The organism is Synechococcus sp. Nb3U1 (assembly GCF_021533835.1).
Taxonomy (GTDB): domain Bacteria; phylum Cyanobacteriota; class Cyanobacteriia; order Thermostichales; family Thermostichaceae; genus Thermostichus.
In genome coordinates this window covers 358,515-379,706 of sequence record NZ_JAKFYQ010000001.1, presented here as the reverse complement: position 1 = coordinate 379,706, position 21,192 = coordinate 358,515, and the positions used below count along the sequence as shown (strand labels likewise).

Annotated in this window: 22 protein-coding genes; 10 read left to right on the top strand and 12 right to left on the bottom strand. The window is 56.6% G+C overall.

Features of this window, described 5'->3' with window-relative positions; all coding sequences use genetic code 11:
- Window positions 1-23 precede the first annotated feature (23 nt).
- The 3 genes from L1047_RS01725 to L1047_RS01715 form a co-directional block, all read right to left on the bottom strand.
- On the bottom strand, window positions 24-731 hold the full coding sequence (locus tag L1047_RS01725) for an alanyl-tRNA editing protein (RefSeq protein ID WP_235276937.1): 708 nt from the start codon (window positions 729-731) through the stop codon (window positions 24-26).
- Window positions 732-909: 178 nt separating this feature from the next.
- A complete protein-coding gene (locus L1047_RS01720) occupies window positions 910-1,659 on the bottom strand; it encodes a YebC/PmpR family DNA-binding transcriptional regulator (protein WP_235276936.1) in 750 nt (249 codons plus the stop codon).
- Between the two features lie 141 nt (window positions 1,660-1,800).
- Window positions 1,801-2,433 (bottom strand): hypothetical protein, encoded by a 633-nt coding sequence (locus tag L1047_RS01715; protein WP_235276934.1) that lies wholly within the window; start codon window positions 2,431-2,433, stop codon window positions 1,801-1,803.
- Between the two features lie 344 nt (window positions 2,434-2,777).
- On the opposite strand from L1047_RS01715, the gene glgP reads away from it, so the two are divergent.
- Complete coding sequence (gene glgP, locus L1047_RS01710) at window positions 2,778-5,378, top strand: alpha-glucan family phosphorylase (RefSeq protein ID WP_235276932.1); 2,601 nt, start codon at window positions 2,778-2,780, stop codon at window positions 5,376-5,378.
- A gap of 107 nt (window positions 5,379-5,485) precedes the next feature.
- On the opposite strand, the gene L1047_RS01705 is transcribed toward glgP, so the two are convergent.
- The gene (locus tag L1047_RS01705) at window positions 5,486-5,650 is read right to left on the bottom strand and encodes a hypothetical protein (protein ID WP_235276931.1); all 165 of its coding nucleotides are present in this window, start codon (window positions 5,648-5,650) and stop codon (window positions 5,486-5,488) included.
- Between the two features lie 163 nt (window positions 5,651-5,813).
- Here L1047_RS01705 and L1047_RS01700 point away from each other — a divergent pair, with 163 nt between their 5' ends.
- The 7 genes from L1047_RS01700 (at window position 5,814) to psb28 (ending at window position 11,839) form a co-directional block, all read left to right on the top strand.
- The gene (locus tag L1047_RS01700) at window positions 5,814-6,887 is read left to right on the top strand and encodes a tetratricopeptide repeat protein (RefSeq protein WP_235276930.1); all 1,074 of its coding nucleotides are present in this window, start codon (window positions 5,814-5,816) and stop codon (window positions 6,885-6,887) included.
- Window positions 6,888-6,962: 75 nt separating this feature from the next.
- Window positions 6,963-7,487, top strand: a complete 525-nt coding sequence (ilvN, locus tag L1047_RS01695; RefSeq protein ID WP_235278830.1) for an acetolactate synthase small subunit — start codon at window positions 6,963-6,965, stop codon at window positions 7,485-7,487.
- An 88-nt stretch (window positions 7,488-7,575) separates the two neighbouring features.
- The gene (locus tag L1047_RS01690) at window positions 7,576-8,169 is read left to right on the top strand and encodes a hypothetical protein (protein WP_235276929.1); all 594 of its coding nucleotides are present in this window, start codon (window positions 7,576-7,578) and stop codon (window positions 8,167-8,169) included.
- A 294-nt stretch (window positions 8,170-8,463) separates the two neighbouring features.
- Complete coding sequence (locus L1047_RS01685; RefSeq protein WP_235276928.1) at window positions 8,464-8,829, top strand: DUF760 domain-containing protein; 366 nt, start codon at window positions 8,464-8,466, stop codon at window positions 8,827-8,829.
- A gap of 64 nt (window positions 8,830-8,893) precedes the next feature.
- Entirely contained in the window at window positions 8,894-10,279 is a 1,386-nt protein-coding gene (locus L1047_RS01680; protein WP_235276927.1) for an aminopeptidase P family protein, read from the top strand.
- Window positions 10,280-10,285: 6 nt separating this feature from the next.
- Window positions 10,286-11,494, top strand: coding sequence for a glycerate kinase family protein (locus tag L1047_RS01675; RefSeq protein ID WP_235276925.1), 1,209 nt, complete (start codon window positions 10,286-10,288; stop codon window positions 11,492-11,494).
- 30 nt (window positions 11,495-11,524) lie between these two features.
- A complete protein-coding gene (gene psb28, locus L1047_RS01670; protein WP_235276924.1) occupies window positions 11,525-11,839 on the top strand; it encodes a photosystem II reaction center protein Psb28 in 315 nt (104 codons plus the stop codon).
- Window positions 11,840-11,853: 14 nt separating this feature from the next.
- Here psb28 and lipA read toward each other — a convergent pair whose 3' ends face one another.
- From lipA to L1047_RS01630, 8 genes are all read right to left on the bottom strand, one after another.
- Window positions 11,854-12,708 carry a lipoyl synthase gene (gene lipA / locus L1047_RS01665; protein ID WP_235276923.1) on the bottom strand — a complete coding sequence of 285 codons (855 nt, stop codon included), beginning with the start codon at window positions 12,706-12,708 and terminating at the stop codon, window positions 11,854-11,856.
- A gap of 60 nt (window positions 12,709-12,768) precedes the next feature.
- Complete coding sequence (locus L1047_RS01660) at window positions 12,769-13,263, bottom strand: DUF4079 domain-containing protein (RefSeq protein WP_235276922.1); 495 nt, start codon at window positions 13,261-13,263, stop codon at window positions 12,769-12,771.
- Window positions 13,264-13,342: 79 nt separating this feature from the next.
- The gene (locus L1047_RS01655; RefSeq protein WP_235276921.1) at window positions 13,343-14,329 is read right to left on the bottom strand and encodes a phosphotransferase enzyme family protein; all 987 of its coding nucleotides are present in this window, start codon (window positions 14,327-14,329) and stop codon (window positions 13,343-13,345) included.
- A gap of 74 nt (window positions 14,330-14,403) precedes the next feature.
- A complete protein-coding gene (locus L1047_RS01650) occupies window positions 14,404-15,474 on the bottom strand; it encodes an ABC transporter permease (RefSeq protein ID WP_235276920.1) in 1,071 nt (356 codons plus the stop codon).
- Window positions 15,475-17,043 carry an ABC transporter ATP-binding protein gene (locus L1047_RS01645; RefSeq protein WP_235276918.1) on the bottom strand — a complete coding sequence of 523 codons (1,569 nt, stop codon included), beginning with the start codon at window positions 17,041-17,043 and terminating at the stop codon, window positions 15,475-15,477. It lies immediately after the preceding gene.
- Window positions 17,044-17,101: 58 nt separating this feature from the next.
- Window positions 17,102-18,130, bottom strand: coding sequence for an aromatic ring-hydroxylating dioxygenase subunit alpha (locus tag L1047_RS01640; RefSeq protein ID WP_235276917.1), 1,029 nt, complete (start codon window positions 18,128-18,130; stop codon window positions 17,102-17,104).
- Window positions 18,131-18,187: 57 nt separating this feature from the next.
- Window positions 18,188-19,216: a BMP family protein gene (locus L1047_RS01635; protein WP_235276915.1), complete on the bottom strand. Its 1,029-nt coding sequence runs from the start codon at window positions 19,214-19,216 to the stop codon at window positions 18,188-18,190.
- A gap of 88 nt (window positions 19,217-19,304) precedes the next feature.
- A complete protein-coding gene (locus L1047_RS01630) occupies window positions 19,305-19,709 on the bottom strand; it encodes a hypothetical protein (protein WP_235276913.1) in 405 nt (134 codons plus the stop codon).
- 127 nt (window positions 19,710-19,836) lie between these two features.
- Between L1047_RS01630 and L1047_RS01625 the strand changes: the two genes are divergently transcribed.
- Both L1047_RS01625 and L1047_RS01620 read left to right on the top strand, forming a co-directional pair.
- Window positions 19,837-20,496, top strand: coding sequence for an exopolysaccharide biosynthesis protein (locus L1047_RS01625; protein WP_235276912.1), 660 nt, complete (start codon window positions 19,837-19,839; stop codon window positions 20,494-20,496).
- A 98-nt stretch (window positions 20,497-20,594) separates the two neighbouring features.
- On the top strand, window positions 20,595-21,191 hold the full coding sequence (locus tag L1047_RS01620; RefSeq protein WP_235276911.1) for a PadR family transcriptional regulator: 597 nt from the start codon (window positions 20,595-20,597) through the stop codon (window positions 21,189-21,191).
- Window position 21,192 lies beyond the last annotated feature (1 nt).

The window sequence follows — 21,192 nt, the reverse complement described above, 5'->3', positions numbered from 1 at the left end:
GATCCTCCTTATCTCGGGAGGTCTTAGGGATCCACCAAGCTGACTACAATACGGCGGTTTTGTTTGCCCTTGCTTTCGATCTTGCTCACCAGCAACTGGCCGATTTCTCCGGTCGCCCGCACATGAGTGCCCCCGCAGGGCTGCAAATCCACACACTCAATTTCCAGCAGGCGCACTTGTCCCTGGCCAGTGGGGGGCTTAACCGACATAGTGCGCACTAGGCTGGGATTGGCCTCTAATTCTTCATCGCTGACCCAGCGGGGCTGCACTGCATGATTCCCCTGTACCAGTTCATTCAGGCGGGCTGTCAGGGTTTCTTTGTCGGGCTTTTCCCCAGGGATATCAAAGTCTAGGCGGCTTTTGCTTTCCCCCACTTGTCCTCCGGTCACCCCACCCTTAACCACCGCACAGAGCAGGTGTAAAGCCGTGTGCATGCGCATATGGCGATAGCGGCGTTCCCAATCGATGCGGGCGGTAACTTCATCCCCGATGTTCAGAGATGGGGATCCCTCTGCCGGAATATGAACAATACCCGTTTCCCGCTTTTGGGTATCGACTATCGAGATGACGCGACCATCCGCCGTGGTCAGGGATCCCGTATCGCCCGGTTGCCCGCCCCCTGTTGGGTAAAAGATCGTTCGATCCAGTTGGATCCCGTTATCCACAAGGGCGATCACCTTGGCTTGGCAGGTGGTGAGATAGGCATCTGCCCGAAATAGTTCTTCCGTCATCAGTCGTGCAGTCGTCCTTGTTGCAAACTGTCCTTCACGATAGCTGAAGGTTCCCAGTGGGGATTCCCAAGATCAGCACTACGCAGCCTTTCTCCCTCTGGAGAGGCCCTCGTGCTGTTGCCTTAAGTTAGAAGTTAGCCCTGATTGTGGCCTTCTGCAGGAGCTGGAAACACCTATTTTAGACCAGGCTCTCCATGACTGCCTCATCGATCTCAAAATTGGCATAGACATTTTGCACATCGTCCAGGTTATCCAGGCGCTCCATCAGATTGAGCACCAGCTTGGCGGTATCGGCATCGTCCACTTGCACCCCGTTGGACGGGATCCAGCGAATACCCACATCCTGAACGTGGTAGCCCTCTTTTTTGAGATGGGTGGCCACCTGCTCCAACAGGGTGTAGTCACAGTACACTTCTGCTTCCAAGCCATCGGTACTCAGGTCATCTCCGCCGGCTTCGGCCACAGCCAAGAGCAAGGCTTCTTCATCCGGTACCGCCTCGAGGCTGATCACCCCTTTTTGCTGAAACATCCAACTGACACAGCCGGTTTCCCCCAGGCTACCGCCAGTTTTGCTGAAGGCCTCGCGCACTTCTGCCGCAGTCCGGTTGCGGTTGTCGGTCATCGCCTCGATCAAAACGGCTACCCCCGCAGGGCCGTAGCCCTCATAGCGGACGTCTTCGAGGGCACTGTCGTCGCTCCAATTGCCGGATCCCTTGGCGATCGCCCGTTCGATATTCTCGTTGGGCATACCCGCTGCTTTGGCCTTATCCACCGCTGCTCGCAACTGAAAATTCCCGTCTGGATCCGGTAAACCACTGCGAGCCGCCACGATAATCGCTCGGGAAAGTTTGGTGAACACACTGCCTTTCTTGGCATCTACACGGGCCTTTTGCCGCTTAATATTGGCCCATTTACTATGTCCTGCCATGCTGCCGCACACTGGTAGAGCAATCGAATCGAAGGGATCCCCTTCTTTTGAAGCCTAGATCACCCTAGCCCAGGACTCAACCGGGCAATGGAGGAGTTGCCTACACAGGTTGTTGCAAAGGGATGGAAGCCCCCAACCCCATTACGGTTGAATCGGCTGCCGCTCAATGATATCTCCCTCCGGCGGGGGCGGCGCTTCTGGGGTCTCTTGCGGAATGGGAGTTTCTTCCGGAGCCGGTGTCTCCAACGGTTCAGGCGCAACAGGCGGTAGAACCGGCAGCGGTGGCAAGGTTTCTTCCGGTTCTGACTCCGGAGGTGGGGGTGGGGTGAGGAGCGGGGTAACCTGCCCTAGCAACTCGGCGTAAAAAACCGCATCCTGCTCCAACCCAAAGCGGCCCACCTCCCAGCGGTGTCGGGGGACAAACATCGTTTGCAGCAACACCTCCCGGCTGACAAAGGTAGGAGTCCCTGAAAAGACATAGCCATCGACAATGACGCGATTCAGATCCGACCGAGTTTGAAACACCCGATCCACTTCCCGCAGCATCTCCGTATCCAGCCGCTCCAACAGAGTTTCCAAGGTGTCATCAGGGCTGATCAACACCCGCACCGGAAAGCGATAGCCTTCACAACGGTAATCGCCGCAGATCGTCACCAGTTCATTGCGTACCCGGATTTGCGAGAGCGGATCGATATTAGCCCCTGGCACAAAAGCCTCGGCTTCCGGCTCCGCCTCTTGCGCCCAAGCCAAGGGGTTGAACGCCCACCCCAACATCAGGGATCCCAGAAACAAGCCCAGGCCCAAACCTGGGAGAGAAAGTCTTCTCCGCCGGCTGCACTTTGGATTGGTTGAAGATGGATTAGCATCCTGAATCGGGCATTTCATAGCATTAACCGTTCGCGTAGCGTGCTGTAGGCGTTTACCCCGTACCGCCAAATCTACCCGACATCGGCAAGGGAGGCACTAGATCCGGCAAATTCTCTCGGGATCGCTCTCTTGAGTTTGGGTGAGATCCCGGATCGATAGGGTTATGACAAATCAGCATTCAAGCTAAAAAGCCCCGAGATTTGACAGAGGCCAAGGTAGCTTGGCAGTGGCAACGCTCCTCCGGGATTCCTATGAAGCCATTACGCACCTTTAAGGTCACCCCTTATCTACCTGCTGCTCTGGAAAGTCTGCGTTTTCTGGCCTACAACCTGCATTTCAGTTGGAATGTCGAAACTCGCAATTTGTTTCATCGCATGGATCCCGATCTTTGGGATGCCTGTGCCCATAACCCGATTGCCCTTCTGGGCCAGATCCGGCAGGAACGGCTGGATGAGTTGGCGGAGGATCCCGGCTTTTTGGCCCAATTGGAACGGGCCCATCAACAGCTGCGCACCTACTTACAAGAAGACACCTGGTACCGCAAACATCGCTCTGCCCAAGCGGTAGAAGGGGAGTGCTACGCCTATTTTTCCGCCGAGTTTGGCCTGGCCGACTGCCTGCCCATTTATTCCGGTGGTTTAGGGGTTTTAGCTGGGGATCACCTAAAAGCCGCCAGCGACCTAGGCTTACCCTTGGTGGGGGTGGGCTTGCTTTATCAGAAGGGGTATTTTCGCCAGTACCTGAACCCCGATGGTTGGCAGCAGGAACGCTACCCGATCAACGAGTTTTTTAATATGCCTTTGGAGCTGCAAACCGATACCCAGGGCAAAGAGATTCGCATTGAGGTAGACTACCCCAACCGCAAGGTGTTTGCCCGCATTTGGAAGATCAATGTGGGACGGGTGCCCCTTTACTTGCTAGATACCAACATCGAGCCCAACAGCCAGTACGACCAAGATATTACCGATGAGCTGTACGGCGGCGACCAAGATCTGCGCATTCACCAAGAGATCATGCTAGGGATCGGCGGGGTGCGAGCCCTGCGAGCCCTCGGGATCCAACCCACTGTTTACCACATGAACGAAGGGCACTCAGCCTTTTTGGCGGTGGAGCGAATTCGTCTGTTCATGACTGAGCAGGGGCTGAGTTTTGAGGAGGCTTGGCAGGTGGCTAAATCCAGCCAAATGTTCACCACCCACACGCCAGTGCCTGCTGGAATCGACCTGTTTCCCCCCGATAAAATCGACTATTACCTCGGCTCCTACTACAGCCAACTGGGCCTAGGTCGGGAGCGCTTTTTGGCCTTAGGCCGAGAGAACACTGGCGATTTTCAGTCGCAATTCAGCATGGCGGTGCTGGCCATCAATATGGCTTCTTTTGTGAATGGAGTGAGCAAGTTGCATGGAGCAGTTTCCCGTAAAATGTTCAGTCGGCTATGGCCAGGGATCCCTCTTGAAGAAGTGCCGATCACGTCCATTACCAACGGGGTACATGCCCGTACCTGGGTGGGAGAAGAAAACCAAGCCCTCTACGATCGCTACTTAGGGCCCGATTGGCCGGCAGCCCCCCCCTCCGATCCAATCTGGCAGAAGGTGGAGCGGATCCCTGATAGCGAGCTGTGGCGTACCCATGAGCGCAGTCGCTCCCGCTTGATTAGCTTTACCCGCGAACGCCTGATGGCGCAGTTGCAAAAACGGGCAGCCTCGGCCGTCGAAATTCAGCGGGCCTCCGAAGCCCTGAATCCAGAGGTGCTCACGATTGGGTTTGCCCGACGCTTTGCCACCTATAAACGCGCCACCCTGCTATTCCGGAATCCGAAACGCTTCGAAGCCCTGGTGACTCATTCAAAATACCCAATGCAGTTCATCTTTGCGGGTAAAGCTCACCCTCGCGATACCCCCGGCAAAGAGCTGATTCGGCAAATTGTGCAGTTGTCACGGCAGCCAGAGCTTCGCCATCACTTGGTCTTTATCGAAGATTACGACATGCACGTCACCGCCATGATGGTGGCCGGCGTGGATGTATGGCTAAACAATCCGCTGCGCCCGCGCGAGGCCAGTGGCACCAGCGGCATGAAAGCAGCCGCAAATGGGGGACAAAACCTGAGTATTTTGGATGGGTGGTGGGATGAGGCTGACTATTACCAAACCGGTTGGCCGATTGGTCGTGGTGAGGAATACGAGGATCGGGCCTACCAAGATGAGGTGGAGTCGAACGCCCTCTACGATTTGCTGGAAAAAGAAGTGGCACCTACTTTTTATCAGCGCAATAGCGATGGCCTGCCCCACTCGTGGATCCGGCGCATGAAGCAGTCAATTCGCCTGAATGCGCCGCTGTTTAGCACCCAGCGCATGGTGCAGGAATATGCCGAGCGGGCCTACATTCCCTTGAGTGGCTATTACGGCCGTATGCGCACCGACCATTTTGAATCGGCTCGACACTTCACCCGTTGGTGTAGCCATGTGCAGGAGAATTGGTACGGCATTCAGGTGCTGAATGTCCACGTCGAAACCCAGCCACTATCTTCGGCCCCTAGTGTTTCTGTCCAGCCGGATAGCAGTGCTGTGATGGCCCGGGCACCCCTCACTGTGACTGCCGAGCTTCGCCTGGGATCCCTGCAACCCCAAGATGTCATTGTGCAAGCCTACCAAGGCCCGGTAGACGATAGTGGCTATATTCAGCAGGGGCAAGCCACCCCAATGCACTACGTGGAGATGGTGGAGGATCGAGCGATTTTCTCGGGGCAAATTCGCTATGATGCCAGCGGCTTGCAGGGGTTGGCGTTGCGGGTGATGCCGTTCCACCCAGATATGCACGATCCCTACGAAATGCGGTTGATGCTCTGGGCTTAGACCACAGGTTGGGATCCCCAAATTCTGTCTAGATTTTTTAGATCCTGTAGATCTTGGCCTGGAGATGGCGGGGATCCCTCAGCGCTTACCTCTACCCAACGGGAGGATTATTGCAGCGGCTGGCTGTTGTCCCCTTCCTGCACCCGAATCAAATCGACGGGGTAGCCAAGGATAAAATCGGTGGCCTCCAAAATCAGGGTAGGGCCAAGCAGGACAAACCCCGCCAAGAGGGCCAAGAGCGGCAGGGTGTTTTTGAGCATGTTGTCGTTCACAGCGTCCTCTCACACCTATTCGACAACAACACAACAAAGATTCAAAACCCCTTTGTGTTGTTCCGGCTCCAGCCTGACCCATCTGACCGCCGATGGCACTCCGGTTCTTGGTGTTCTCCACTGCCAGATCATGCAGAATGAAAACAAACCTTGGTTGGATGCCATGCCCAAAGTCCACTCTTCCACTGGTTTGCGTGTTTTGATCATTGCCACTTTGCTGGTGGGGGGTATGCTCAGTTGGCGGCAGGATCGGGTACTGGCGATGATGGGGTTGGCTAGTGCGGCAGCCATTTCCGTGTTTACTCGCCCAGCTATTTTGGCCTACAACCGCGGTCGGGAACGCTGGCTAAAGCAGGATATGCCGGGGGCAGTCCAGCAGCTCAGCTTGGCTTTGCAGCGGGATCCCTATTTGACCAATGCCTACCTTTTGCGGGGAAAAGCCTACTTTGCCCTCGACCAGGTTTCCCAAGCCTTGGCGGATTTTGACCGGGCAATCCAGTTAGCCCCCCGTCAGCCGGAACCCTATTACCACCGTGCCCTGATGCGAATCAGCCAAGCGGATACGGAAGGGGCCATCGCGGATTTCACCCAGTTGGTGAGTCTGCATCCAAACGCGACTTACCATCTTGGCTTGGCCGGTCTATTGGCTCAGCAGGGATCCCTAACTGCTGCCCTCACCCATCTGGATGAGGCGATTCAGTTGGATCCCACCTCAGCGGATGGCTATTTCCAGCGGGCCAGCTTACACGGCTACATAGGAGAATGGGATGCCTCTCTGGCCGATTGGTCGGAGGCGATCCGGTTGGATCCCAGCCCCGCCCTCTACTACAACCGTGGCGTGACTTATTACTGTGCCGATCGCTATGCGGAGGCTATTTCCGATCTGGGGCACAGTCTAGCAGTAGAGCCACAACAGCCCAAAGCCCTCTACAACCGTGGCAACGCCCTCTACGAGTTGGGTGAGCTGAAAGCCGCCCTGGATGACTATGACCGTGCCTTTCGCATCGAGGCGGATCTGAATCAGGTGGATGTTTCGGATGAGCATGGCCTGTATGGGCGGGGATTAGCCCACTGCAACATGGGGGATCCAGTGACGGCGTTTTCCGATTTGCAAGCGGCTCTGGTGGTCTGCCGCAAGCACCACAATCTGGCTTTGGCCAAGCAAGTGCATCGGTCTTTGCTGCGGCTCAACAGCAGGGATCCCAACTCAGATCTGGGCACTGAACAATCTGCCTAGAAGGATCCCGCCCTGTGACACAATAAAAGTCGCTCAGGTACAGTGAACACACCTTTATCTACCGCTTTTGTTGCCGTGAAACACACCCTCAGCGCCCTTGTGCAGGATCAGCCTGGCGTTTTAACCCGCATTGCAGGTATGTTCGCCCGTCGGGGCTTCAATATCGATAGTCTTACCGTTGGTTCTACCGAACGTCCGGGGATTTCCCGCATCACCATGGTGGTACCGGGGGATGAACAGGATGTGGAGCAGATGACCAAGCAGCTCTACAAGCTCATTGATGTGCTCAAGGTAACTGACATCACCCATGTCCCCTGTGTGGAACGGGAGCTGATGCTGATCAAGGTGAATGCTAGCCCCGATACTCGCTCCGACATTATGGATGTAGCCCAGATGTTTCGGGCCCGCATTGTGGATGTGGCGGAAGAGTCTCTGACTCTAGAGGTGACCGGGGATCCCGGCAAAATGGTGGCGATTATTAAAATGCTAACCAACTTCGGCATCCGCGAGATCGCCCGCACCGGCCTGGTGGCCCTTACCCGTGAGTCGGGGGTAAATACGGAGTATTTGAAGCAACAGCCCGCCTTGGCTTCAGTTTGATGGGTTTTCTATCTCTCATCTATCCTAAAAAACCCAGGGAATCTAAGGCCCGCTTGCTCGTTCGGCTGGAGATCATAGGGAGGAAGCCATGCCAAAGCCAGAGGGGATCCATCACTACAGGGGGTGGGCTCTGTGTATTGTGGCAACATTGCTGATGGGGTTGCTGAGTGGCTGTGGCCCTAGAGCCCCAAAACCGATTGTGCAGCAGGCTTTGGCTTATCAAATTTCCCATCTGCCAGCTCAGGTGGGATCCCTGGTGGGGAGTGAACAGTTGCTGACCCGGTTGGAATTGCAGGATGTGAAGATCCGCCGGGATCGCCGCGAGCCGTTTCTATTGGCCTCCGGAGAAACAGTGGAGGGCCATCACCTCAGCGGTACCTATTCCCTCTCTGTGAAGCTGCCGGGATCCCGTCGTCCTTATCGCCGCAAAGGGGATCCCTTTCAGCTCACCCTTGCCCACCAAAAAGAACAAACCCAAGGCCCGGAAACCCTGCCGGAGCGCTGGCTATTGGCCTATTCCACCCCAGACTCCAAAATGTGGGAAATCATCGATTTTTTGCCCCAGCCTGCACCGCCCCTTGAGTTGCCTCCTGCCGAAACAGCCGAAACAGTAGATCTAGAACCAATCCCAACGCCTGCAGCTGAAGTCGCTGTGCCCACTCCAAAGGGATCCCCGACTTGAGGCTGGGGGTCAGCTGCTAGGAGTTCACATACCCAGACGGCTCGGGGAGCACGAGGATCTACCGTCCGCAATACTCTGGACATTCGACATTGGGTTGACCTTGGGATCTTTTTTGGGATCCTTTAAAGTGCGGCATTTGCCTCTTCAGAGGGGTGGGATCCCGTACCGAAGCGGGTGAGGATTGGGTGTTAGTTTTAACTTAACCAAAATTTCAGAACTGTAACACCCTGCGGGATCAGCCCGACAGATTCTGATTTGGTTGCATCTGCTGTATCTGTGGAGCTTGTTTACTCCATGTCGAGCCCAATTAACTTCATCCCTGGTTTTGAGGCAGTGCAGTCTCCTAGCCCCGATAATCAGCTCTGGCAATATCTGCAAACCCAGGATCCCGACATCTTTCAAGATATCGCTCGCAACTCTTCTCCTGAAGTGTTGGAGATCTTGGGCCACAACATCCGCAGCCTCGTGGGGGGGTTGCCTCCAGAACACTTTGGGGTTCAAGTGGTCACCAATCGGGAGAGCTTGGCCAAAATGCTCTCTGGCGCGATGATGGGCGGCTACTTTCTGCGGGTGATGGAGGAGCGCTTAGCCCTAGAACAAGCCCTGGGACATCCACCAACTTCTGTAGCCCCTGCTCAGCCGGAAGAAGGTAACCCGTAGGAGTTCAGGATCAACCCAATATCGATTCAATCTGGCTCATCTGGGGTAGGGGGCAACGCTGAGGATGGTTGCACATCTAGCACTGACTCAGGAACAGCGAGGAATCCTGAAGCACAGGCGGCAACGGCTAGGGGAGCTGCTCCCTGCTCCGGTGTTGCTTTGGGCAGGGGGGCGTAGCCCGCGTAATTTCCCCCACAATGGCTATCCCTACCGAGCCAGCAGCCACTTTCTCTACTTTGCCGGGATCCCGATTGAACATGCGGTGATTCGCCTGCAGGCGGGTCGGTTGGAGCTGTTCGTTGAGGATCCCTCCCCCGCTGCTGCTCTGTGGCATGGGCCGAGCCCGACGCGAGAGGAGCTAGCAGCCCAAATGGGAGCTGATGCTGCTTATCCCCTGGCTGAACTGGGATCTTTCTCTGGTGAAGCCCTCACCCTAGGCGTACAGGATGCGGCAACCCGAATCCAGCAATCCCACAGTTTGAACCGAAGGATCCCGCCCGCACCCGATCTCCATCCTGAGGATGAACCTCTGGCTCAAGCTGTGGTGCAGCTACGCCTCTGTCAGGATACCTTTGCCCTGGAGGAAATGAGGGCGGCAGCGGCGGTCACGGTGGAGGCCCACAGAGCGGGGATGGCGGCTAGCCTTCAGGCCAAACGCGAGTCGGAAGTGCGAGCAGCAATGGAGGAGCGGATCTGCGCTCAACAGATGAGCCCTGCCTACAGCAGCATTGTGACGGTGCATGGCGAGGTTTTACACAACGAGGCCCATCATCACGCGCTGCAACCGGGGGATCTGCTGTTGGCGGATGTGGGGGCAGAAAGTCCATTGGGGTGGGCGGCGGATGTCACGCGCACCTGGCCGGTTTCGGGACACTTTTCCGCCACACAACGGGAACTCTACGAAGTGGTGCGACAGGCCCATGATGCCTGCATTGCCAAAGCAGCATCGGGAGTGGAGTACCGGGATCTACACCTGCTGGCCGCTACGGTCATCGCGGCTGGGCTGGTGGAGTTGGGCATTTTGCGCGGGGATCCCTATACGCTGGTGGAACGGGATGCGCATGCTCTGTTTTTTCCCCACGGGGTAGGACATTTGCTGGGGCTAGATGTGCACGACATGGAGGATCTCGGGGATCGGGCCGGGTATGCGCCAGGGCGGCAACGGAGTGAGCGCTTTGGGTTAGGCTACCTACGGCTGGATCGGCCTTTGCAAGCGGGTATGGTGGTGACGATCGAGCCAGGGTTCTATCAAGTGCCAGCCCTTCTGGAGGATCCCGTGCGGCGACAACGCTACGACGATTGTGTGAATTGGGAACGGTTGGCTCAGTTTGCCGATGTGCGCGGCATTCGCCTTGAAGATGATGTGCTGATTACCCCAACCGGCTGTGAGGTGCTAACGGCGGCTTTGCCCTCTCACCCGGAGGCGATCGAAACTTGGGTCTTGGGGTGAAAGGTAATGGGATCCGGATTGGGCACCGTACCTCAGCGGATTTTGGTCTGTCCGGATAGTTTCAAGGGATCCCTAACGGCAACAGCGGCCGCGGAGAGCATTTCCAGAGGGATCCGCCAGGTCTTGCCGGCTGCTGAAGTGGAGCAGATCCCGTTGGCGGATGGGGGGGAGGGCACCCTAGAAGCGTTGCTGATGGCGTTGGGGGGAGAAAAAAAAGGCTTATGGGTGACTGGTCCACTAGGGGATCCGGTCTGGGTAGAGTATGGGGTGCTGGCCTCCGGTCAGCTGGCTCTGTTGGAACTGGCCCAAGTGGCAGGCCTGACGTTGGTTCCTCCGGAAAAGCGGGATCCCACCCGGACCACCACCTATGGGTTGGGGGAGCTGTTGCGGGCTGTCTGCCAGGAACCGATCCCAGAGATTTGGGTGGGGCTCGGAGGCTCCGCCACAGTGGACGGCGGAGCAGGGATGGCACAGGCTCTAGGGTACCGATTGCTGGATGCAGCCGGGGAGCTGATTGGCCTAGGTGGGGGAGAACTGACCCGCTTGGAGCACATTGAGCCACCCGCACACCGAATTTGGCAAGGAAAACGTATCCGTGGTCTGTGTGATGTTCAGAATCCTCTCACTGGGCCGTTGGGAGCAGCTGTAGTATTTGGGCCGCAAAAAGGGGCGACACCCCTACAGGTGCAACAGTTGGATCAAGCCCTGGGGCATTGGGCCACCCGAGTGGAACGCGATTTGGGCCGAACTGTGGATCGGATCCCTGGAGCGGCAGCGGCAGGGGGAGCGGGGGCGGGGTTGGTTGCCTTTCTAGGGGCCACCCTAGAGTCTGGAATCCGCTTGCTGTTGCAGCAATCCTCCCTGCAGGAGCATATTCAGCACTGCGACCTGATCGTGACCGGAGAAGGCCGCCTGGACGAACAAAGCTCCATGGGGAAAGTGGTGTGGGGCGTGCTAGAACAGGCGGTTTTGGCCCAAAAACCTCTTTTGATTCTGTGTGGACAGGCGACCTCAGCTGCGCGAGCTGGGTTGGCAACTTACCCTATCCCAACTCATATTGGCGTTATCTGTGATGGCTCTCTGGGCCTTGCGGAGCAGAAGCGGATCCCGGATGGGGCAGAAGTACTGCGGCGGGCCAGTCTATATCTAGAGCAATTGACAACCCAGAAGTTCCAGGAACTTCTGCAACCGGGAGGGGAGAGCACCGAAGTATAATAGCCCGAATAACCTGTTTTTTAGGACATCATGGCCAGTATCGAGTTCTCCCCCGGAATCCAAGAGGTGCCCACCAATGTGCGGGTACTGAAATCCAAGACGAGTAGCCGGGGAGCCGCTATTTTCCGCTTTGAGGATGTGAACTCCGATACCCAAAATATTCTCGGCATGACGATGATCGATGAGGAAGGGGAACTGACCACCCGCGACATCAAAGCCAAGTTCTTGAATGGAGAATTTAAGGCCCTAGAAGTAACCTATGAAATGAGCAACGAGGCAGAGTGGGAGCGCTTCCTGCGCTTCATGGAGCGCTTTTCTGCTAGCAACGAAATGGGCATGGCCTAGCCTTGGCGGGTGAATTAGTCCTGCCCCATTTCGGAAGCGTGGTAGGAGCTGCGCACCAATGGTCCCGAACGCACCTGCTGAAAGCCCATCTGGCGAGCTATTTGCCCCAATTCTTGAAATTCTTCGGGTGTCCAGTAGCGTTCTACCGGGCGATGGGCCAGGGAGGGTTGGAGATATTGTCCCAAGGTGAGACGGTTGCAGCCCACCGCCAGTAGATCCTGAAGGGTTTCCAGCACTTCTGCGCGGGTTTCGCCGTGGCCCAGCATCAAGCCAGATTTGGTTGCTAAATTCGGAGCCAATTCCTTAACAGTTTTCAACACCTTTAGGGAGAGATCGTAGCCTGAACTACGGCGCACGGCCTGCGAAAGTCGGCGCACAGTTTCGATGTTGTGGTTGTAGCAGATGGGTTGGGCCGCCACCACTCGGGCAATACAGTCGCGGTCGCCCCGGAAGTCGGGGGTGAGCACTTCAATAAGGGTACCAGGACAACGCTGCCGAATGGCTTGCATCACCTCTACGAACCGACCGGATCCCTGATCCGGCAGATCATCGCGGGCGACAGAGGTAAGTACCACATAGCTCAATCCCAAAAGCTGCACTGCCTCAGCTACTTTCTCCGGCTCATCCGCATCCAACTTCCCAGGCCGCCCAGTTTCTACCTGACAAAAGGAGCAAGCACGGGTACAAACCCCTCCCATGAGCAGGAAGGTGGCGGTTTTTTGACTGTAGCACTCCGCTTGGTTCGGGCAGCGCCCCTCTTCGCAAATGGTGTGCAGGCCCCGTTGTTTGATCACCTGCTGTACGACGGAAGTATCGCTGGCTTTGCCGATGGAGCGCTTGACCCAAGCAGGTAGGGGGCTAACAGACATAAGGGGAACCGCAACAGACTGGAATCCATTGTGCGATCCAGATCTGAGGCGGGGCAAGGCTTAGGCTACTTGGGGCGTGGTTAGCATCTGGGTGAGGATACGCTGCACAATTTGAAACCCGGTCACCGCTTGCCAACCGAGTACCCCTAGGATCACCACATTCAAGACAACATGCACATTGCGCGCCCAGACTTTTTGCCCATCTTTCATAAGGGGAACCAGGGAAGCAGAGGTGGCCACTAACGCTACAATGCCTAACCCCGCTAACAGGTGCGGCCCAACAAACAGCTTGCCATTGTTGAGATAAGTGACTCCCATGCCGCCAATCGCCCCAAACACCATCAGCAGCAGAAACAGGGATCCAACCAAAAAATGCCGCTGGCCAAATTTCCCTTTGATCAACACTTTGCGCTCATCCGCTGAAACGGTACGCACTCGCCGCGCCTGGATCCCGAGGTAGAGGGCATAAAGGGCGAGAGCAAAGGCCAAAATCATCAGAACCGGATGAAAGAAGGGCAGGGCTAGCTCAAGCCAGTGGAGGAGTTGAGTGCTCATAGGGAGGGCGAAAACGAAGGTGAAGATGTCCCTAAATTAACATAAGTTAACCTCCTCCTTCCTTTTGTCTGCAAAGGGTTCAAAGGGCATGGATCGACCCCAGCAACTGTGGCGCTACTGCTTTTAGGGCTTGATAAAGGCGGATTTGCTGTCGGCACCGGGCGAGGTTGTGGGCTTTGCGGCTGGGGTAGCGCTGCGGATCCCAGTTCCAGTAGGAGTCTTCAAACCAATCCTGCAGAAAGCGCATGCCCAACTCTAGGGTGATCAGTTGGATCCCTTGTAGGATAAGCTCCGGCTGCAGGGCGCGTAGATTCCCGGTTTGGGCATATCCTCGTAACCCCGCCAAGATCGCTTCGGCCTGGATGGTTTCCCCTTGCTTGCCCCAAGAGCGCAGAGCATCTCCCAATTCGATGTATAGGTTGTGGTGCATAAAGGTATCGAGATCCAGCAGGCCGACAAATTGCCCCTGCTCATCGAACAAAAAGTTGTTGAACTTGAGATCAGCATGGATGATTTGGGTCGGGATCCCTGAGGGCAAGAATAGTGTTGGTACCGTTTCAATCAAAAACTGCCATTCCGCCTGCACTTCTGGAGTGGGACTGTACCGGTGTAGCTGCCGCCAAATGTGGGCGGTATCGTGAAAATGCGGGATCCGAAAGCGAAACTGGTGTTCAAACTGAGCCAAGAGCTGATGTAATCGCCCAATCGCTGCCCCCGCCTGTTCCAAGTAACCCCAATCGGGAGGGGTTTGATGACAGGATCCCGGCAAACACTCCATTACACGCCACAGTCCTCCTGCCCAGGTCAAATGCAGGGATCCATCGCGGGCACGGCGGAAATGAGGGGTAGGGAAGCCCTGGTGTCGTAGCCATTGGCTGATGGTTTGGCCGTCTTCGGTGACAGCGGGATCAAATATGGGGTGCAGGCGCTGGGCGATGAAGGATCCCTGGGGAGTGCCGAGTTTCCAGGTTTGGTGAATAAGACCGATTTGGATCGGTTGAGGGGGCTCGGGATCCCCCAGTTGAAAGTGCTGAGTGAGGGGCTCCAACCAGGTGAGGTCAGGCATGGGCAGGGGATCCGTCAGTCAACACACCGTAGGATGACTTTAGTATCCTTTAGTAGGATCTTTCAATCGATCTTTCACCTGTTGCCTTGATTCCTGGCCAAAGCATCCCCCGCCAACACCAGCAGTACCACCAGTGCCTGAATCACCTGAGCCACCGCCGCCGGGATCTGCATCCGCACCTGCAATGCCTCCGCCCCAATGTTCAAGGCCGAAAACAAAAAGGCCGCCACCAACACTCCCAGCGGCTGCAATTGCCCCAACAAAGCTACCAAAATGGCACTAAACCCGTAATGGTCAGAAATCGTTCCCTTCAAACGGGTGATGGTGGTGCTAACTTCAATGATGCCTGCCAAGCCCGCCAGCGCGCCACTAATCAATAGGGCGATCCAGATCGTTCGTTCTACCGGGATCCCCATCGTGCGAGCCACACTGGCACGGGATCCCACCGCTCGCAACTGAAACCCCAACGGTGTTCGCCACAACAGCACGTAGAGGATCCCAACTAAGAGCACCGCCACTACCACCCCCAGGTGCAGCCGCGTATCCAGCAGCCGGGGCAAGCGGGCCACCGCCGCAAACTGGGCCGATTCCGGCAAAAAACCCCTAGGATCCCGCAAGGGGCTACGAGCCATGTAGCGCACCCACAAAATGCCGATGTAGTTCAGCATCAGGGTGACGATGATCAAATTCATACCCCGCTTCAGGTGCAGCCAGCCCGCCAAACCGCTCCACAGCAAGCCCCCAGCGATCCCCGCCAGCAACATCAGCGGCAGCACTAGCCAAGCCGGTTGCTCCGCCATATTCAGGGCCACCACCGCCCCCGCCAAGGCCCCCAGGTGATACTGCCCTTCAGCGCCGATATTCCACACCTTGCAGCGAAAGGCAATCGTCAACCCCAACCCCATGATCAACAGCGGAGTTGCCCGCAATGCCGTTTCTGTGAGGGAGCGTTGGCTGCCAAAAGCCCCCTGAAGCATCACCCCATAGGCCAGAAACGGGTTATGCCCTGCCAGAGGGATCAACAGTGCCCCCAACAACAGCGCCACCCCCGCCCCCAACAGTGGCAAGCCCAGCAGAGATCTCCACGAGCCAAAGTCCGGCTCACCCTTGCCCAATCCAGCCGAACGCGAAAGCCACCCCTGCATCTAGTCTCTCCCCGCCATCCACAGGCCCAATTGATGAATATCCACTGTTTCTGCCGAGGTTTCGCCGCGAATTTTCCCCTCGTAGAGCACCACGATCCGGTCGCTCAGTTGCAGGATCTCCTCCAGTTCTGTGGAAATGAGCAGGATGCCCGCCCCCGCCTGCCGTTGTTGCAACAGTTGATGATGTACATATTCAATGGCGCTAATATCCAGCCCTCGCGTCGGTTGGGCCGCTAAAATCAACTGCGGTTGTCGGGCTAGCTCTCGCCCCAAGACCAACTTTTGCGCATTGCCCCCCGAGAGTTTCCCGGCCCGCGTTTGAATCGAAGGGGTTTTCACCGTAAATTGCAGCACCAACTGCTGTGCAAATCGGGCAATTGCCCGCCAATCCAGCCAACCCCGCCGACAATAGGGATCCCGCTCTATATCCCGTAACACGGCATTTTCTGCCACGCTAAAGTCTGAGAGCAAGCCCATGCTGTAGCGATCCGAGGGAATATGAGCCAAGTTCACTGCTCCTGATCCGGCAAACTGCACCGAGCCACTTTGGATGGGCCGTAACCCGGCGATGACTTCCTCCAGTTCCCGTTGGCCGTTGCCATCCACCCCCGCCACCCCGACAATTTCTCCGGCGCGCACCTGTAAGTGGATCCCTTGCAACGCGGGCAAACCCCGGTTACTCAAGGCCACCACCCCCTCCAACCGTAGAATAGGATCCCCCGGCGAGCATTGTTCCCCCCCCCAAGAGGCTGGTTGGATCTCCCGCCCCACCATCCTCTGGGCCAGCAGCCGTTCACATCCTGCGGATCCCAAAGTTTGCAGATGTTCGGCTACTGCCACCGTAGCAACCGTTTTGCCATCCCGCAGCACCGTGACCCGATGACAGAGGGCTAGCACCTCCTTCAGTTTGTGGGAAATAAAAACGATGCCCGCCCCCTGAGCAGCCAAAGCCCGCAGCGTCTGCAACAGCTCCTCTACTTCCTGGGGGGTCAGCACCGCCGTCGGCTCATCCAAGATCAAAATATCGGCACCGCGATAGATCGCCTTGAGGATCTCCACCCGCTGTTGCTCCCCCACCGAAAGCTCGGCCACCCGAGCCGCCGGATCCACCTGCAATCCGTAGCGCTCCGCCAGTTGCCGCAACTCTTGGTGTAGCTGTTTGGCATCCTCCTGAAGCCAGCCGAATCTCTGCTTGTCGAGCCTTGGCAAGCCCTGCCCCAAAACGATGTTGTCCGCCACCGTGAAGCTTTGTACCAACATAAAGTGCTGATGCACCATGCCAATTCCCATCTGGATGGCCTGGCGCGGGGATTTGATTTGCACCGATTGGCCGCGCAGGCAAATTTTTCCCTCATCCGGTTGGTAGAGGCCAGCCAGGATGTTCATCAGGGTGGTTTTGCCGGCTCCATTTTCTCCTAAGAGGGCGTGGATCTCCCCTGAGCGCAGTTCAAAATCCACTCCGTCATTGGCCAGTACCGCCGGAAAAGATTTGCGGATCCCCTGCATCTGCACCAGTGGCGTGTCTGTGGGGATCCCGGTGCGGCCAGAAGCAACGTGAGAAAGCTGCATAGGTGAGGGTCGAAAACAAAACAACAAAAAACAGCTCTGTGAGGGCAGGCCAGTGCCATCAGGGCAAAACTCCAAACTGCAAGCCCAAGGTCTTCAGCCAGCGCCGATAGACAATGGCGGATTGATCCGAGGCCAGGTGTAGCTCCTGTTGGGGATCCAAAGGCAGTTGCACAGGCCGCTGCGACTCCAAGATCGGGATATCTTGCAGCACGATCGCCTCCTGCCAGTCCAGCAATTCCTGGGCTGGGGTGTTGTGGGCGTAGTTCATGGCCATCAACATCCACAGGGTGCTCTCTTGCTCCGAGTGGGGGGTCACCGTCAGCAGAATGGCCACACACTGCTCCGCCGAGTCTTTGCGCAAATAGGCCGTCAGGGGGCGCAGGGCGCGGTAGGTATAAGACACTGTATCCCCCACCCCCGTGCCATAGGGATCCGGCTGATATACGCGCACATTTTCCGCTAGCACGCCGTCTGGGGTGATCTGCACCCGATAGTCAGGAATCACCGGATGGGCGGGATCCCCTAAAATCGCCTTATGCACAAAAGGAAAATGGCTGACATCCAAGAAGTTTTCAATGGCCCGGGTACCACAGGCGCGAACGCGATAGCCAGGAGAGGACAGGGGCCGAAAGCTGGGATCCTCCCATTCCGGGAAAGGGGGAATATGCTGTTGCGGCTCACTTAAACATACCCAAAGCAGCCCATAGCGCTCCTGTACGGCGTAGGTGGGAATGCAGGCCCGTCTCGGCGGGGGTTGTTCCGGGTGAGCGGGAATATGAATACACTGCCCCTGCGCATCGAACACCCAGCCGTGATAGGGGCAGATCAGGGTGGATTCTTTGACGGTGCCCAAGGATAGGGCCGTACCGCGATGGACGCAACGATCCTGCCAACAGCGCCACCCCCCTTCCGCTTTCCAAATCAGCAGATCTTCCTCCAGCAGCCGTACTGCCACAGGCTGAGAGGTGGTCTCCAGATCCTGCACCCGTGCCACCGCATGCCAATCCCCTCGGATTAGGGGATCCTGCGTCGGATCCAGCGCTGCTGTTGGCGCTTTGGGGATGGGATCCCGAGATCGTTCGCTCATGACCAGCACCTCTGTGTTGCTTGGGGATCCCCGGCTGACGGGAACGGAGTGGGTCTGTTAGTTGGGCTGGAAGGGCACCTCAAATTCGCCACTCTGAATCTTGGCCAGGGTTGCTTCGTAAAGGGCTAGGGTTGCCGGGCTGATGCGTCCTTCGAAAGCAGGGTTAAACTCTAGCCGCACAGCATCCTCTGCGACCCCCAGCGAATAGTACTGCTCCGCGTAGGTGCCCGCCTGGATATCTTTCAACATCTGTTCAAAGGTGGGCTCCAGGTTCCAAACAATATTGGTGACCACCACCTCCGGCCCCAACTCCGTCATGTTGCCCACATAGCCGGTGCTAAAGCCTTCTATCTCTTTGGCCGCTTCGATGGATCCCCAGGTGGGGCCTTGCCCGCAGCCAATCCAAAAATCCACGCCGGTTTCCGCCTGGGCCAGAGCGGCTTCTTTGGCCCGCCCAACATCGTACCAATCCCCCACCGCTACATCCGTGAGCGTTGCCTCTGGGTTCACCAATTGCGCCCCTGCCCAAAGGGCATTGCCCATCGCTTTACACACCGGGATCTCAAAGCCGTAGAGTGCCCCTAGCTTGCCGGTTTGGCTCAGTTCTCCCGCCAGGATCCCCACCAGATAGGCCCCCTCGTGAAAAGGCTGATCGTAATCTGAGACATTCTCACTGACACGACCAATCGCCCCTCCCCAAGAAAAGTTCACCTCCGGAAAGTCTTCTGCCACCGCAAACACAGCGTCCTGATGGTTAAACGAATGGCCGATAATCAGGTCAAAATCCTGCTCGGCATACTGGCGCAACACCCGCTCCACATCCGGATCCGGGATCTGTTCTATGATCGCCACTTCTACCCCCTTGGCCTGTAGGGCTTTACCCGCATCGGCAGCCACTTGGTTCCAAGAGCCGTCGTTGGCAGTTCCCCCCAAAATGATCGCCAGCTTCATGCCGCTGATATCACTGTTGGATTGCGCCTGGGTTGTCTGTCCCAAAACGAAGAGGCTGAGCATGGCAAGTGCGAAGGTTAACCGTGAAAGCCATTCCCGACTCCAACCCAGCCAAGAGAAGTCCAACCGAGACATACAAGAGGATCCCTGAAGAAATCGATACACACATTGAGTACCACTCGCGCCTAGTAGCCAATGTATTCTCGGCTACGCTTTTCGGCCCTCAACTTTTGGGGATCAGTCGTTTCGGGCAAGCAGCACGGATATGGGATTCACTTAAATCTGGCATCAGAGCCAAGGCCCGTTGGGCGTCAATTTGGGCCTCGCACACCGCCTCCAGCACATGTTCCCCCATCAGAGACAGGGGCATATCTGCCGTTTGAGCGGGGTCGGTATCTATAGAAATTTGTCGTACTCCCACCGGCGGTGGCGGCAACACCGGCGGTGCCTTCTCCGGCGGTATCGTGGTGGAAGTTCCCAAATCCAACTGCAATTGCGCAAAGGCCAGACCGTTCCCCAACACCAGTAGGGATCCCAGCAGCAGGATCCATCCGATTCTGCGTCCCTTTTTGCAAGGCTGAGATAGATTCTTCAGGCGCCCCGGCCTGCTAATGTCCACATCGTTCATGCCACCTCTCCAGAACCACCCATTCGTTCAGAATATCCAACAGAATTTGCAGTAGGCTATCGATGGCTCCCCCGGTTGTGCGTGCGGAGGAGCCTGTTTGCTGGTCTTCTCCCTCTCAACACCTTGTATGGCTCGTCTGTCCCAAGAGCTGGCCCAGTTTTCGCGCTTTCACGACGGCCTAGAGCCATCGGATCTCCACTCTGAAGTCATCGGATCCTTGAATCCCCAGGAAACAATCCGTGTCGAACAGATTCTAAAACTGACAGGTGAGCGCAGTTTTGGTTTGTTTCTAGTGGTTCTTTCTCTGCCCTCGGCGTTACCGTTGCCCGCTCCTGGTTATTCCACCCCCTTTGGCTTTTTCATTCTCCTGCTGGCGGCTCAGTTGGTGGCGGGGCGAACCACTCCTTGGTTACCGGAACGGATCCTACAAAAAAGCATTCCGTTAACTCAATTTCAAAAGCTGGTGCGCGCAGGCATCCCATGGTTGCAGCGCATTGAAAAAGTTTCCCACCCTCGCTGGACATGGTTGTGTAGGACTCGCCTTGGCCAAGGGGTTTTGGGCACTCTGATCAGTCTGATGGGGATTTCCATGATCATCCCGATCCCAGGTACCAATACTCTGCCTGCAATTGGGGTCTTTGTCACTGCCTTTGGCCTCATGGAAGAAGACGGGATCCTGTGCAGCCTGGGATCCCTGATTTGTGTGGGGGGTGGATTACTGACAACCTCGATTTTGGTGGGGCTATGGCTGGGGGGAACAACTCTGCTGGATTGGCTAAGTCGCTAGAAGAACTGGACTCTCCACTCTGATTTAATGCTTTTTATTCAACTTGTAGAATATTCCTACCGGGCTATCCTAGAAATAGCCCTTTATCTCAACAGTGCATGTCCCTTGCCCATGCCATCATGGCCAGCCTCGTCGAAGAGGCCAGCAGCGGCTACGAACTGGTGAAAGACTTTAACGAGCGTATTGCCTGCTACTGGCAAGCCAGCCAACAACAGATCTATCGGGAACTCAACCGCCTGGAAGAACAGGGGTGGATCGCAGGAGAACGGGTGATCCAAACTGACCGGCCCAATAAAAAGCTTTACCGCATCACCCCCACAGGATTGCAGGCCCTCAAAGAATGGGTGGCACAGCCCTCTGATCCAGCAGCAATTCGAGAAGAACTGTTGGTAAAGGTGCTGGCGGGTTATCTAGTGGATCCGCTCGTGATTCAGGCGGAGGTGCAACGGCGACGGGAATACCATCAAGCCCGTTTGGAACACTACCACCAAATGGAGAAGGCGTATTTTCAGAACTTAGAGGCTGCCCCACTGCCCAAGCAATTTATGTACCTTACCCTGCGTCGCGGCATCCACTACGAGACCGATTGGGTGGCTTGGTGCGATGAAACCCTGGAGTGGCTGAAGGGATTGGTTAGGCAGCCGGAACAAGAACAACTTGCCCCTCTCAGAGAAGCAGCATCCGCGCTAGGATAAA